The organism is Xenorhabdus sp. XBWT, assembly GCF_059072735.1.
Genome location: NZ_CM180990.1, coordinates 1,182,946 through 1,196,747 on the forward strand (window position 1 = coordinate 1,182,946; position 13,802 = coordinate 1,196,747).

Below are 13,802 nucleotides of genomic sequence, written 5' to 3' on the forward strand. Positions count from 1 at the left end.
TTGCTAGGATAACAATCTAACTGGTCTGTTTTAATCTTCAGGGGTAATGTGAGATGAGCCAAACTATTACACAAAAAATTCTTGCACGAGCAAGTGGGCGTAAACACGTCACTCCGGGTGAAGTGGTTTGGGCGAAAGTAGATATTCTAATGTCTCACGATCCCTGCACTCCGGGTGTAGCCAGCGTATTTAAAAAAGAGTTCGGGCAAGATGCAAAAATATGGGATCCCGAACGCTTTATCCTGATCCCTGACCATTTTGTCTATTCGGCAGATCCGCAAGCTAATCAAAATATTCGGGTAATGCGTGAATTTGCTGCTGAACAGAATATAAAATACTTTTACGATGTCGGAACCCCAAACTATAAAGGTGTTTGCCATATAGGGCTTGCAGAAGGTGGACATACCCGTCCTGGCGAAGTTCTGTTGGGGACGGATTCTCACACAGTAACTGCTGGTGCTTTCGGTGCTTTCGCTATTGGGTTAGGTATTACCGATGCAGCTTATGCTTTAGGTACGGGTGAAATTCCCCTCAAAGTACCAACGACAATTCGGGTTAACTTTACCGGAACCAAACCCGCTTATGTTTTAGCGAAGGACATGATTTTGTCTGTATTGGCAGAATTAACTGTCGATGGTGCAACATATCAAGCCATCGAGTTTGGCGGTAATGTCATTGACGAGTTATCGGTAGAAGAGCGCATGACGATTTGTAATATGGTCGTTGAATGCGGTGCAAAAAATGGCGTTATGGTTCCCAATCAGGCTACTTTGGATTATTTGGCAGAACGAAATAATCTCCCTTTTAACATTGTTTATCCTGATGAAGATGCGCAGTACAGCCGTGTATTGAATATAGACGTTACTGATATGCAGCCGAAGATTGCTAAACCACATTCTCCGGATAATGTGGTTTCTATCGAACAAGTGGCTAGTGTTGCTATTTCTCAGGCATATATTGGCTCCTGTACTGGTGGAAAGCTGGAGGATTTTGTCGCGGCTGCCCGTGTTATAAAAGGACATAAAGTTAAAATTCCGACTTACGCAGTGCCGGCAACAAAAGAGGTTTTCCATAAAACCATAACAACCCAGATTGAAGGTGTTTCTGTCTATCAAATTCTGAGTGATGCTGGAGTGAAACTTTCCTCTGAATCAGGGTGTTCCGCCTGCTGTGGTGGGCCACCTGATACGTTCGGACGAGTCAACGATCCAATCTCCGTTATATCGACAACAAATCGTAATTTCGTCGGCAGAATGGGACATAAACGCGCCAATATTTACCTGGCTTCCCCTTATTCTGTTGCTGCAGCTGCGATTACTGGCCAGATTACCAATCCTGAGGAGTTTTTATGAGTGAGTTAAAGGAAAATATCATTCGGGGTGAGGTCTATGTATTGACCGATAATATTGATACTGACCAGATTCTCTCAGCCGAATACCTCAAGGTAAACCCTTCAACGCCTGAAGGATATGCACAACTGGCTTCACTGGCGATGTGTGGATTACCGGAAGGATCACTGCCTTTCATTGATGAAAGCAAGGGAAAAGCGAAATATCCGATTATTGTGGCAGGGCAGAATTTTGGTTGCGGCTCTTCGCGTGAACATGCTGTCGCTGCCTTAGGTGCTTCAGGGGTGAAGGTAGTTCTTGCTCAATCTTATGCCCGTATATTTTTCCGCAATTGTGTATCGACTGGCGAATTATTGCCGATTGCCGCACAGGAGCGTTTATGTGACAAATTAGTCACTGGTGATAGCATTGAAATTGATGTTGAAAACCAAACCGTAATTTTACTGGAGAATGGCGAAAAATATCAAACTGATCCTATTGGCGAACTTGCCAATATTGTTTCTGCTGGTGGCTTATTTTCTTACGCACGGGAAACGGGAAGAATTAAATAATTCTTTAACGCTATTGGTTATAAATGTTTGGTTATAAACTGCACCTGTGAATTTCCGGGTGCAGTTTTTGTTTTTAGAGAAACAGTTCCAATAACGAGTTCAGGAAGAGTTTTCCGTGTTTGGTAATTTGCCAGTGTATATCGCTTTCAGTGATATAACCTTTAGCCAGTGCTTCATCAAGTTGTAGACGAATGGCACTTTCTGGCAACCCGGTAAAATCACTGAAATCCTGACGAGGCATGGATTCCAGTAGCCGAAAGCGGTTCATGAAAAATTCAAATGGCCGATCTTCATAATCAACCTGATTTTTTTGATCCAAATAGCGTCCCTGCATATAACCGCGTGGGTGCTTGGTTTTCACAGTACGGAAAATACAGCCATCTTCAAATGAAATTTTCCCATGTGCCCCGCAGCCAATGCCTAAGTAATCGCCAAAACGCCAGTAATTGAGATTATGCTGACACTGAAAACCCGGTTTGGCATATGCAGAAGTTTCATACTGCTGGTAACCCGCTTCTGTCAGTAATTGATGACCCCGGGAAAAAATATCCCATAGCGCGTCATCATCCGGTAAAACGGGTGGACGGGAGCCAAAGCTCGTATTGGGTTCAATAGTCAGTTGATACCAAGACAAGTGTGGCGGAGACAGCTCAATCGCCTGACGTAAATCATTCAACGCTTCGTTAAGTGTTTGGTTAGGCAACCCATGCATCAAATCCAGATTGAAACTGCGTAAACCAAGCCCGTCCGCCAATTTTGCCGCGCGTTTGGCTTCTTCCGGGCCGTGGATGCGCCCTAAACGGATCAATTTATCTGAGCCGAAACTTTGTACTCCGATGGAAATGCGATTAATACCGGCTTGCTGATAGGCACTGAAACGATCAGCTTCAACCGTTCCGGGATTGGCTTCCATTGTAATCTCTGCCTGTGGAGAAAGCCGGAGTGAAGATCTCACTCCGTCAAGCAATCGCTGCATTCCTTCAGCACTCAACAGGCTTGGAGTTCCTCCTCCGATAAAAATCGTTGATACCTCGCGATCACCAATCATCGGCAAGTCAGCACGAAGATCTGCCAGTAGATGATCAACATATTCCTGATGTGGTACATCTCCCTTTAGGGCATGTGAATTGAAATCACAGTAAGGGCACTTTTGTACACACCAAGGAATATGAATATAAAGACTCAGAGGTGGCAACTTAAGCATTGCGCATGGCTTCCAACAACATTTCTAATGCCTTTCCGCGGTGAGATACCGCATTTTTTTGTTCGCGGCTCAGTTGTGCTGCTGTACAGTCAAATTCCGAAGCATAAAAAATTGGGTCATAACCAAAACCGCCTTCTCCGGCCGGTTCACGTGTGATCATTCCTGACCAACGGCCATGAAATACCAAAGGAGTCGGATCTTCGGCATGGCGTAAAAAGACCAGAACGCAGTTGAACTGCGCCTGACGTTGTTCGTCAGGGATATCACGCATGTCTTCCAGTAGTTTTTCCAGATTTTCCTGATCGGAAGCATTACTGCCTGCATAGCGGGCGGAGTAAATGCCCGGAGCGCCGCCCAGCGCATCAACAGATAACCCTGAATCATCTGCAATAGCAGGCAATCCGGTGATTGCTGCGGCATGGCGGGCTTTGATGATTGCATTTTCAATGAAAGTGAGGCCGGTTTCGTCGGCTGAATCAACACCTAACTCGGTTTGAGCTACTATATCCAAGTCAAAATCAGCCAATAAATCAGCCAATTCACGTACTTTGCCAGCATTTCCTGTGGCGAGAACAACTTTTTGCATTGCCATTTATCTAATTAACCTATGTATTCAACTAATTATGTAGCTCATGAACCGAACATTGAAACTAACCATCCCATCACGTCATAACGCAGGGCATTCAGTGCATAGAGAATTAGCATCACAATCATGGCAGAGAAATCAAGGCCACCCATAGTAGGGATAATACGGCGGATAGGTGCCATTAATGGCTCGGTCAATTGGATCAGAACATAATCAACAGGATTTTTTCCCTGACTTATCCAACTGAGTAGCGCGCGGGCAATCACCAGCCAAAATACCAGTTTCCCTACAGCGGTCAGTAATTCAATTATCCCAATCAAGAATATGATGGCAGAGGGCATTATAAATTGCCCTGTTGTTAGCCATACAGGCAGCATTATCTTGATAAGAACGAGTGGATAGACAAGAACAACGGACGCTGTATCAATGGGACCAACAGCAGGTATAAACCTGCGCAACGGCCGCACTACAGGTTGAGTGATCTTAACAATAAATTGCGCAAATGGATTATAGAAATCACAACGAACCCACTGCATCCAGACACGCAGTAGTAAGATGGCAATATATAAATCCAAAGCTGTAAGAAGGACGAAATTTAAGAATTGCATGTAGCAGCCCTGATTGAATTAACTCAATTAAAATAATTTTTCCATTTCCTGCGCTCGGAGGATTACTCCTTGCATGGCACGGGACACGACTTCAGGAAGGTTACCTTCATAAAAAATGCGCAGTGCTTCAGCCGTTGTACCGCCTTTAGATGTTACCTGCTCACGCAGGATAGCAAAAGGAAGATCTTTTTGCGTTTCAGCAAGTTTAGCTGAACCTATCGCGGCTTGCAGGACAAGCTCTCTGGCAGTTTCACTGTCAAATCCCAGACGTTCAGCTTCTTGTTGAATAGACTCCATGAACAGGAAAAAGTAGGCCGGAGCGCTGCCTGCGACAGCGGTAATAGCATTAATGCCGTTTTCATCGTCTACCCAGCAGACTTTACCGACACTGCTCATCAATGATGCTGCAAATTTGCGATCAAGCTGAGAAACGTGCTCAGGCGCAAACAGTCCGCTGATCCCTTGTCCGACAAGTGAAGGTGTATTTGGCATGATGCGAATGATATTGATATCAGCCTGTAAAAGTGCGTAAAAACGGCTGACTGGAACACCAGCAGCAATAGAAAGAACCAGTTTTTGGCTGAAATCGACCTGTGAATGCAGAGAATCACAAACTTCTGTCATCATCTGTGGTTTAACTGCCAGCACAATGACATCGGCTTCCTGTGCGTAGCGAATATTATCGCTTTGGCTGTTAATGCCATACTCTTTTGCCAATACATCACGGCGAGTTGTGTTTGGGGAACAGACCGTGATGAGTCCAGCTGGGTAACCTTTTCTGACTAATCCCGCGATAATGGCATGAGCCATGTTTCCTGCGCCAATAAAGGTAATTTTACGATTTTCCATTAAACAATCCCGCATATTAATCAGTTAATTTTGAATATCGAGTCAGATACTTTTTAATTTAAGATTTAAATTCAGACCTAAATTAAGAACGGTATTGACGGGCACCGAATATCGCGGTTCCAATCCGAACCAATGTAGAGCCACAGGTAATGGCGGCCTCCATATCATCTGTCATGCCCATTGAAAGTGTATCAATTTGTGAATATTGTGCTTTCAATTGGGTAAATGCGTGTTCCATTTTGCGAAAAATGACGATTTGGTGACCAACATTATTTTCTGGAGCCGGGATTGCCATCAATCCGCGTAATGCCAGATGAGGCAGAGAATCAATCCTTGCTGCCAAATCGTCTAATTCCGCCAGTAAAATACCTGATTTGCTCTCTTCATCACTGATATTAATCTGGATCAAGACATTGAGCGGAGGCATGTTTTCAGGTCGTTGCTCACTTAATCGCTGGGCAATTTTCAATCTATCGATGGTATGACACCAATCGAAATTCTCTGCAACCAGACGACTTTTATTGGACTGCAATGGGCCAATAAAGTGCCAAACCAAATCATCTCGGTTGTCAAAGTATTGAATTTTCTCAATGCCTTCCTGAACGTAATTTTCCCCAAATTCCCGCTGACCAGCGGCTATAGCTTTTGCGATGGCATCCACAGGTTTGGTTTTACTGACTGCAAGTAACGTAATTTCTTCTGGAATACGCCCGCATTTTTGAGCAGCAAGGGTAATGTGGTTCCTGACATCGTAAAGATTTTGTTCAATATTGTTCATAAGTGACTCAGGAGATAAAAAATGAATATGGAAAAATTGGTGTCCCTTAGTGTAAAGCATAATGCTTCCGATCTGCATCTTTGTGTCGGGCAAGTTCCTGTTTTGCGCATTAATGGTGTGTTATATCCTCAGATACAACTGGAAGCAATTCAATCGGATACTCTGATTGCATGGAGCAGGGAAATATTATCGGATACACAGAAAAAACAGTTACAGGAGCATGGCCATATTGATTTTGTAGTGGAGATGCAAAATCAACAACGACTCAGAGGAAATCTCTTTTATCAACAATCCCATTTGTCATTGGTATTGCGATTAATTACGGATAAATGTCCGACTCTGGAGCAATTATATGCACCTGATATCATCCAACACCTTATCTTGAAGGAAGTGAGTGGGCTGATATTAGTGACAGGTGCGACAGGAAGCGGGAAATCCACTACTTTGTCAGCTATGATTGATGCTTTTAATAGCCGCGGCAGTAAACATATCATTACCCTGGAAGACCCAATAGAATTCGTGCATCAAAGCCGGAATTGCCTGATACAGCAGAGGCAGATTGGTAAAGATGTGCCGGATTACCAAACAGCCCTGAAAGGTGCATTACGGCAAGATCCTAATGTGATTTTACTGGGGGAGCTACGTGATAAAGAGACAATCCGGTTGGCTTTGACAGCGGCTGAAACAGGGCATTTAGTTTTATCAACATTACATACCCGTGGTGCGATCCAGGCAATAGATCGCTTAGTTGATGTCTTTCCCGCGGAAGAGAAAGGCTGGATTTGCAGCCAATTGGCGGGAAGTTTAAAAGCGGTTATTTCTCAACAGCTGATCCCAGCCAAAGACGGCGGCAGGGTGGCTATTCATGAAGTTTTAGTCGTTAATCAGGCCATCAGCCATTTGATCAGGGAAGGTAAAAACCATCAGATAGCAACATTAATGCAGACTGGTGCTGCTTGCGGTATGCAAACTTACGAACAAAGCCGACAACAGCGTAAGGCATCGGGATTACTGGCAGAATAGGGGTTAACAATTGTTTTTGCAGTAACAGCCATTTTTCATAATGAATATGGCTATTACAAACATGAAACAAACATGAAAATAGTATCGTTATCGATGTTGTTTCTACAGGAGTTAGTCAGGAATACTGTTGCTCAAACCAGCTTTCCAGAATAATGACAGCAGAAGCAGCATCGACTTTACCTTTATTGAGCGCCTTGTAGCCACCGTGATCAAATAGGTGGGAACGAGCTTCCACAGTAGTCAACCGTTCATCATGGAGTTCAACCTGAACACCAAAACGCCCGTGCAGGCGATTGGCGAATTTACGGGCTTGTGCGGTGACGGGTTGCTCAGTGCCATCCATATTGAGTGGCAGGCCAACAATAACCAGATCGGGCAGCCACTCTTTGAGCAGTTTCTCAATCAGTTGCCAATTTGGGGAGCCTTCGTTGGCTTTAAAAGCAGATAGTGCTCTGGCTGTGCCTGTAACTTCTTGCCCAATGGCGGCACCAATACTGCTAGTACCAAAATCGAAGGCAATGATAGTGCGGTTTTTCATCAGGCATGTCCTGCTTGTGATGCGAGATTATTAATATTGAACCCTAGCAGAGAAGCAGCTTCACGCCATCGTTCGACAACAGGTGTATTGAAAATGATAGATGGTTCTGCGCTGACGGTAAGCCAGCTATTTTCCATAATCTCTTTTTCCAGCTGCCCCTTTTCCCAGCTTGAATATCCGAGAGTCATCAAAACATCTTTCGGTTGGCGAGGTGTTCCCAGTGCTTCCAGCATATCTTTGGATGTCGTGATCATGGTTTGATCAGAGATTTGAATACTGGAGCTAAAACCTGATTGTGGTGTGTGCAAAATGAAACCGTGTTCTTCAGACAACGGCCCACCTGCCATCACAGGTTTATTGAGATTGATAGTATCGTCTCTGTCTTCAGGGGAAATATCTAACTTCTGTAAGATACTTTCGATAGAAACTTGAGCTATCGGTTTATTAATAACTAATCCCATTGCCCCATTTTGATCGTGTTCGCAGATATAAACTACAGAACGATTGAAATAAGGATCAGAGAGCGAAGGCATGGCAATGAGGAAATGGTGCTGTAGATTCATGTGTTTTCTGATAATTATTTTGGCAATGTAAAAGTAAGTTAGCCCAGCAGTATGTGGGCTATTATTATAAATGGCAAATGTTGCCAGAAAAGGAAAGTTGTTTGGGCTATTACGCTACCTGTTTTTCCAATCGCTTTTCGATAGCATCCATTAACATACCCGTTACTGAAACTTCCGGGAATGCCGCTTCTATTTCACGTACACAAGTTGGGCTGGTGACATTGATTTCAGTTAAACGATCACCAATGATGTCGAGTCCGACAAAGATTAATCCTTTCTCTTTTAATACCGGAGCAACTGCACGGGCCATTGCCCAATCACTTTCTGATAATGGGCGGGCTTCTCCACGTCCACCTGCTGCAAGGTTGCCACGAGTTTCTCCCTGAGCCGGAATACGGGCGAGGCAATAAGGTACAGGTTCGCCATCAACAACCAACACACGTTTATCCCCATCCTTAATTGCTGGCAGGAAATTTTGTGCCATGCAATAACGGCTGCCATGTTCCGTCAAGGTTTCAATAATAACGCCTACATTGGCGTCATCTTGCTTCAGGCGAAAGATGGAAGCGCCTCCCATTCCATCCAATGGCTTAAAGATAACATCACCATGTTTTTGATGGAATTCGCGTAAATTTTTTGCATTGCGAGTGACTAATGTATCGGGTGTTAATTCCGGGAACCAGGCTGTAAATAATTTTTCGTTACAGTCACGCAGGCTCTGGGGCTTGTTGACTATCAGGCTACCTTTGATTTCTGCTCTTTCCAGAATATAAGTCGCATAAATATATTCAGTATCAAAAGGTGGATCTTTGCGCATCAGAATAACGTGCAAAGTATCAAGGGCTATCTCTTGTTCATTGCCAAATTGGTACCATTGTTGTGGATTTTGTTCCACTGTGAGCAAACGAGTACGGGCACGGGCTTCGCCTTGATGCAGGTAGAGATCATTCATCTCCATATAATGGATTTCCCATCCGCGTTTTTGTGCTTCCAGCAGCATGGCAAAACTAGTGTCTTTTTTAATGTTGATGGATGAAATCGGGTCCATCACTATACCGAGCTTGATCATTTTTTCTCCTTAACCCAGATCACCAAAACGGACTTGCAGGGCAGTAATTGCGGTAAGTGCCGTAGTTTCCGTCCTCAGAACACGAGGCCCTAACAGAATATCAGTAAATTGATATTTTGCTGTCATTTCTATTTCTTCAGCGGATAATCCCCCTTCCGGCCCAATCAGCAGTCGTACTTTTTCCACAGGTAGTGGAAGGGTATTGATGCTTTGGCTGGCGCGGGGATGCAGGTTTAATTTTAGGCTGCCATCATTTTCCTTGCACCATGCTTCAAGTGACATAACAGGGCGGATTTCAGGAATACGGTTACGCCCGCACTGTTCACAGGCAGAAATAGCAATTTTTTTCCATTGCTGTAATTTCTTTTCTAATCTTTCCGCATCTAGTTTTACCCCGCAGCGCTCAGAAAGTAATGGTGTGATTGTACTGACACCTAATTCCACGGATTTTTGGATTGTGAATTCCATTTTTTCACCGCGGGACATAACTTGCCCTAAATGCAGATTCAATGGTGATTCATGATCAGACAATTTGCCATTAAGAATGCGTACTTTGACCGCTTTTTTACTGGCTTCAGTAATCTCTGCATTAAAAATCTGATTGCTGCCATCAAAAAGTTGTAATTCCTGCCCATGACTCATTCTGAGTACGCGCCCGACGTGATTGGCAGCATCATCACTCAGATAGGTTTCAATTCCTACTGAAAGCGGTTCAGGGTGATAAATGCGGGGAGTTCGCATATTTCTTCTTTCCTTCTTTTTTCCGGAAGTATCCGGTATGGCGTAAATTGCCATATGACAAAGTTGATTCACCGCCATGATAAATGAGCGCTGTTTGCATGATCAAGTTATCTCTCGGTCTCTGGGATACAAGATAGCCCCTTGCGAGCCGGCTCGCATATTTATTTTGTACTGGCTGTTTTAACTAAATTTTTATTGTCAAAGTTTGAATGAATAGATTAATATTATTCCTGTTCTGATTGAGGTCAGAAAATAAGGGAAAAATATCATGACATGGATGTCATTTAAAAATTATAGGTTCTTAAATTAAATATAAATATAAATAAAAGGATGGTTTATTATTTTAATAGATGTTGATTATATGGTAATTATGTTTTTCTGTAGTACCTTGCTCTTATTATCTGTTATTGATATTAAAACATATCTCTTGCCAGATATTATCACATTACCTTTATTATGGCTTGGGCTTTTATTTAATATCGAAAGTAATTGGATTCCGATCAAGAGTGCAATATACGGCGCCATATCAGGGTATTTATTTCTGTGGTTTTTGTATTGGTTATGTTGGTCTTTTTTAAAGAAAGAGGGGATTGGTTATGGCGATCTTAAACTAACAGCAGCGATTGGGGCATGGCTGGGGGTAGAAATGATACCAATACTGATGCTGATGGCTTCATTATCTGGATTATTTGGTTTTATTATTATCAGATTGAAAAGAAAATCCTACCCTGATTTTATGGCGTTTGGGCCTTATTTATGTTTATCCGCAATAGTTCTAGTAGGGCTTTACTTAAATAATACCATTGATATTCAATAGATTTTTTGTGCCACAGTTTTTTGTGTCACAGATAGTGAACCAAATGCAAACAATCTTTCTACAGGGAAATCTATTAAATTTGTTTAATGTTATTTGATGTGAGCGTTATCTGAAAATTAAATGAGAGCTATGCCCAATGGATTTCAAGTTGCAGTTAATAAAGCAACAAGCTGCAAGGTATTACAGGCGGACGCTGCTCTCCGCAACGTCCGTTGTGATTTTCAACTTACTGAGGCCATTTCATTTCGCCTTTCAATACCTTGGCGCTCAGCTCAAGGCTGGATTCATCGGCAAGGTCAGGATAGTGCTTTTTCATAGCGGCAATCAGCGCATCGGAATCTTTTGTTTTCGGTAATTCTTTTTCCAATGTTGTCAGATAGTTTTGTGTGAAAGTCACAGAATCCAACTTCATGGATGAATTTCCTAAATAGTGGCTTGGCACAACAGTATCAGGTTTCAATTTCTTGATACGTTCCAGTGTTTGCACCCAGTGTTGACGTGATTCTTTAGTTTGAGTATCCGCAGTCCATACGTGGATATTGTCAGAAACAGCGATACCACCAACAACGGCTTTCAGTTTAGGTACCCAAACAAAAGTGCGATCTGGGGTTGCGCCGTCTAAGCCTTCAACAATCAGCTTTTCTCCATCGATAGTGAAAGCGTTTCCTTTCAATGGCTCAGGAATGATGATCTTTTTGGGGGCCTGATCGGCCAGAACGCCGCCCCAATAGGCTAGTTTGCCATCTTTGGTGTTGTTGATTGCTTTAATGGTTTCCGGAGATGCGATGACTTTAGCTTTAGGGAAAGCTTCTGTGATCACATCAAGCCCAAAGTAGAAATCAGGATCAGAGTGACTGATGTAGATCGTTGTTAATTCTTTGCCAGTTTGCTGAATCATTTTTACCAGTTCTTGAGCATCGTTTTTCCTGAATTGAGCATCGATCAGAACAACTTCATGATCGCCACTGATAATTTCAGAAGATACAGGGAAAATGCCTGCTTCACCTGGATTGTAGATATCTAATTTGAGATTGGCAGCCTGAGACAGTGATGCCATTCCCAGAGAAAGGGTCGCCGCAAGAGCGATATTTAATGTTGTTTTGCGAGCCATCATTGAATTCCTATATCAAAATGCTTATCTGCTTGAGTGATATGTATGATAGGTTGCATTTTTCGATTTAAAAACCACAAAATCAGCAATTATTCGTTGCACATATCGAGCTAATTAGAGCGAAAAGTAGGTCGGATAAAATGGATAGGGTCATAGCAGCACAGGTTTTTGTTACGATTGTTGAGCGGGGAAGTTTAATTGCAGCGGCAGAGAATTTGGATATGTCGAGGGCAATGGTATCGCGCTATTTGGCAGAAATGGAAAAGTGGGCAGGAGTTCGTTTATTGCATCGCACAACACGTAAGATCAGTTTAACTTCGGTAGGTGAGAGTGCTTATCAGCGTAGCCTTAAACTGGTGAAATTAGCGGAAGCAATGCCTGTACAACAATCTTCGGAAACACAAACCTTAAGGGGGCTGTTGCGTGTGAGTTGTTCTCAATCGTTGGGTATTAGTGCATTATCAGTTGCCATTCCTGAATTTATGCGGATATATCCGCAAATTGCTGTCAATCTGCAAATTAACAATAAGGCTATTAACTTAATTGAGGAGCGTATTGATCTCGCGATTCGTATTACCAATAACTTGGAACCAAATCTGATTGCCCGACCATTATCAACCTGTCACTCGGTTGTTTGTGCCGCACCTTCTTATTTGGCAGGAAAATCTATTCCTCAAAATCCGACGGATTTAATATCGCATAATTGCCTGACTTATAACTTTTTTGGCAAAAGTTTATGGTTATTTGAAAAACAGCATGGGCAATATTCCGTTCCGGTCAGTGGAACATTAAGTGCCAATGAATCTACTGTGTTAATGGAAGCTGCTTTGCAGGGCGCAGGAATAGCAATGCAGCCTTACTATTCTGTTTCTCCCTATTTAATATCCGGGCAATTGGTTGAGTTATTGCCTGAGTATCAACCTCAGTCCATGGGTATTTATGGTATTTATACCAGCCGCCAGAATATGCCTGTGACTCTGCGGGCATTGTTGGATTTTCTGGTAGATTGGTTTGCCACATCACCTCACTGGCAGCAGTTGCAGTTAATGCTGAAAAGCTGAAACCAATTTTTCGTGAAATAGGGCGGTCTGTTGTTTTAAGTGCTGAATAAAACTTTCTACTGGTTCTGAAGATGGTCGATGTATAGGTTTAATTAAACTCACTGTAAATGGAATTTCGATACTGAATGGCCGGATGCAGATCCCTGAATTTTTATCTAAATAATCAAGGGCAGTGAGCGGGTTTACAATCGATACACCAATTCCTTCGTTGATCATGGCACAAATTGAGGCTGCGCTGTGAGTTTCCATTACCATCTTGCGATTGACATGGTGTTCAGTAAATATCGTATCAATGAGCTGTCTATAACTGTCAGTGATCGACAGGCTGATAAAATTTTGTCCGTGAAAATCTTCAGGTGTCAGTTCTGATTTTTGGCTTAGTGTATGATTGTGGGGTAAGACACACACTTCATTTAAGGTTATCAATGTTTCTTGCTCAGTACCTGCGGGAGTTTGTAAGTGTTCGGTTAAGCCAATATCGTGACGTTGTGCCGAAAGCCATTCTTCTAATAGGGGGGATTCCTGAGGAGTAATGGTTAATTTTGCTTCAGGATAGCATTGAATAAAGCTACTGCATGCTTTGGGCAACAGAGATTGTGAGAACATAGGCAAACAGGCGATGGACAATTGTGCATGTTCGAATTGACGAATGCTACCAGCCGCATTGATTATCCTTTCTAGCCCATAATAAGAGCGCTGTACTTCTTCAAATAATCGTAACCCCTGCGCCGTGGGAGATAAGCGTCCTTTGATGCGATCAAACAACTTAAACTTCAATAATTTTTCAAGGCGCGCAAGTTCGCGGCTCACCGTTGGTTGGGACGTTTTCAATAATATCGCTGCATCAGTCAGGTTATTAGTGGTCATCACTGCGTGGAAAATTTCAATATGTCGCCATGAACAGGAATGCATATGTTTTCCTCTTTAATATATACCGCGCTGTCAAATACGTCT

16 protein-coding genes are annotated in these 13,802 nt (G+C 42.9%); 5 read left to right on the plus strand and 11 right to left on the minus strand.

The window, feature by feature from the left end:
- The first annotated feature begins 53 nt into the window (after nt 1-53).
- Together AC5JQI_RS05340 and AC5JQI_RS05345 are read left to right on the plus strand one after the other, a co-directional pair.
- Nucleotides 54-1,352, plus strand: a complete 1,299-nt coding sequence (locus tag AC5JQI_RS05340; protein WP_493913966.1) for a 3-isopropylmalate dehydratase large subunit — start codon at nt 54-56, stop codon at nt 1,350-1,352.
- Nucleotides 1,349-1,900, plus strand: coding sequence for a LeuD/DmdB family oxidoreductase small subunit (locus AC5JQI_RS05345; RefSeq protein ID WP_493913967.1), 552 nt, complete (start codon nt 1,349-1,351; stop codon nt 1,898-1,900). The genes AC5JQI_RS05340 and AC5JQI_RS05345 overlap by 4 nt, the downstream gene beginning before the upstream one ends.
- Before the next feature lie 73 nt (nt 1,901-1,973).
- On the opposite strand, the gene hemW is transcribed toward AC5JQI_RS05345, so the two are convergent.
- From hemW to AC5JQI_RS05370, 5 genes are all read right to left on the minus strand, one after another.
- The gene (gene hemW / locus AC5JQI_RS05350) at nt 1,974-3,104 is read right to left on the minus strand and encodes a radical SAM family heme chaperone HemW (RefSeq protein ID WP_493913968.1); all 1,131 of its coding nucleotides are present in this window, start codon (nt 3,102-3,104) and stop codon (nt 1,974-1,976) included.
- Nucleotides 3,097-3,690, minus strand: a complete 594-nt coding sequence (locus AC5JQI_RS05355) for an XTP/dITP diphosphatase (RefSeq protein WP_493914623.1) — start codon at nt 3,688-3,690, stop codon at nt 3,097-3,099. The genes hemW and AC5JQI_RS05355 overlap by 8 nt, the downstream gene beginning before the upstream one ends.
- Before the next feature lie 44 nt (nt 3,691-3,734).
- Nucleotides 3,735-4,298: a YggT family protein gene (locus AC5JQI_RS05360; RefSeq protein ID WP_237386194.1), complete on the minus strand. Its 564-nt coding sequence runs from the start codon at nt 4,296-4,298 to the stop codon at nt 3,735-3,737.
- A gap of 27 nt (nt 4,299-4,325) precedes the next feature.
- On the minus strand, nt 4,326-5,147 hold the full coding sequence (gene proC / locus AC5JQI_RS05365; protein WP_493913969.1) for a pyrroline-5-carboxylate reductase: 822 nt from the start codon (nt 5,145-5,147) through the stop codon (nt 4,326-4,328).
- An 82-nt stretch (nt 5,148-5,229) separates the two neighbouring features.
- A complete protein-coding gene (locus AC5JQI_RS05370) occupies nt 5,230-5,925 on the minus strand; it encodes a YggS family pyridoxal phosphate-dependent enzyme (protein ID WP_493913970.1) in 696 nt (231 codons plus the stop codon).
- Nucleotides 5,926-5,946: 21 nt separating this feature from the next.
- On the opposite strand from AC5JQI_RS05370, the gene AC5JQI_RS05375 reads away from it, so the two are divergent.
- A complete protein-coding gene (locus AC5JQI_RS05375) occupies nt 5,947-6,948 on the plus strand; it encodes a type IV pilus twitching motility protein PilT (RefSeq protein WP_493913971.1) in 1,002 nt (333 codons plus the stop codon).
- 115 nt (nt 6,949-7,063) lie between these two features.
- Here the strand turns inward: AC5JQI_RS05375 and ruvX are convergent, their stop codons facing one another.
- The 4 genes from ruvX to rsmE all read right to left on the minus strand — a co-directional run bounded on the left by ruvX (nt 7,064) and on the right by rsmE (nt 9,859).
- Nucleotides 7,064-7,486, minus strand: coding sequence for a Holliday junction resolvase RuvX (gene ruvX / locus AC5JQI_RS05380; RefSeq protein ID WP_237386190.1), 423 nt, complete (start codon nt 7,484-7,486; stop codon nt 7,064-7,066).
- On the minus strand, nt 7,486-8,049 hold the full coding sequence (locus AC5JQI_RS05385; RefSeq protein ID WP_237386189.1) for a YqgE/AlgH family protein: 564 nt from the start codon (nt 8,047-8,049) through the stop codon (nt 7,486-7,488). The genes ruvX and AC5JQI_RS05385 overlap by 1 nt, the downstream gene beginning before the upstream one ends.
- Nucleotides 8,050-8,158: 109 nt before the next feature.
- Complete coding sequence (gene gshB / locus AC5JQI_RS05390) at nt 8,159-9,118, minus strand: glutathione synthase (RefSeq protein ID WP_493913972.1); 960 nt, start codon at nt 9,116-9,118, stop codon at nt 8,159-8,161.
- A 9-nt stretch (nt 9,119-9,127) separates the two neighbouring features.
- Nucleotides 9,128-9,859 carry a 16S rRNA (uracil(1498)-N(3))-methyltransferase gene (gene rsmE, locus AC5JQI_RS05395; protein ID WP_237386144.1) on the minus strand — a complete coding sequence of 244 codons (732 nt, stop codon included), beginning with the start codon at nt 9,857-9,859 and terminating at the stop codon, nt 9,128-9,130.
- A 361-nt stretch (nt 9,860-10,220) separates the two neighbouring features.
- Here rsmE and AC5JQI_RS05400 point away from each other — a divergent pair, with 361 nt between their 5' ends.
- Entirely contained in the window at nt 10,221-10,676 is a 456-nt protein-coding gene (locus tag AC5JQI_RS05400) for a prepilin peptidase (RefSeq protein ID WP_493913973.1), read from the plus strand.
- Between the two features lie 226 nt (nt 10,677-10,902).
- On the opposite strand, the gene AC5JQI_RS05405 is transcribed toward AC5JQI_RS05400, so the two are convergent.
- Entirely contained in the window at nt 10,903-11,787 is an 885-nt protein-coding gene (locus AC5JQI_RS05405) for an MBL fold metallo-hydrolase (protein ID WP_493914624.1), read from the minus strand.
- A gap of 140 nt (nt 11,788-11,927) precedes the next feature.
- On the opposite strand from AC5JQI_RS05405, the gene AC5JQI_RS05410 reads away from it, so the two are divergent.
- Entirely contained in the window at nt 11,928-12,848 is a 921-nt protein-coding gene (locus AC5JQI_RS05410) for a LysR family transcriptional regulator (protein ID WP_493913974.1), read from the plus strand.
- Here AC5JQI_RS05410 and AC5JQI_RS05415 read toward each other — a convergent pair.
- Nucleotides 12,831-13,760, minus strand: a complete 930-nt coding sequence (locus AC5JQI_RS05415; protein ID WP_237386140.1) for a LysR family transcriptional regulator — start codon at nt 13,758-13,760, stop codon at nt 12,831-12,833. The two genes, AC5JQI_RS05410 and AC5JQI_RS05415, sit on opposite strands and share 18 nt — an antisense overlap.
- Nucleotides 13,761-13,802 lie beyond the last annotated feature (42 nt).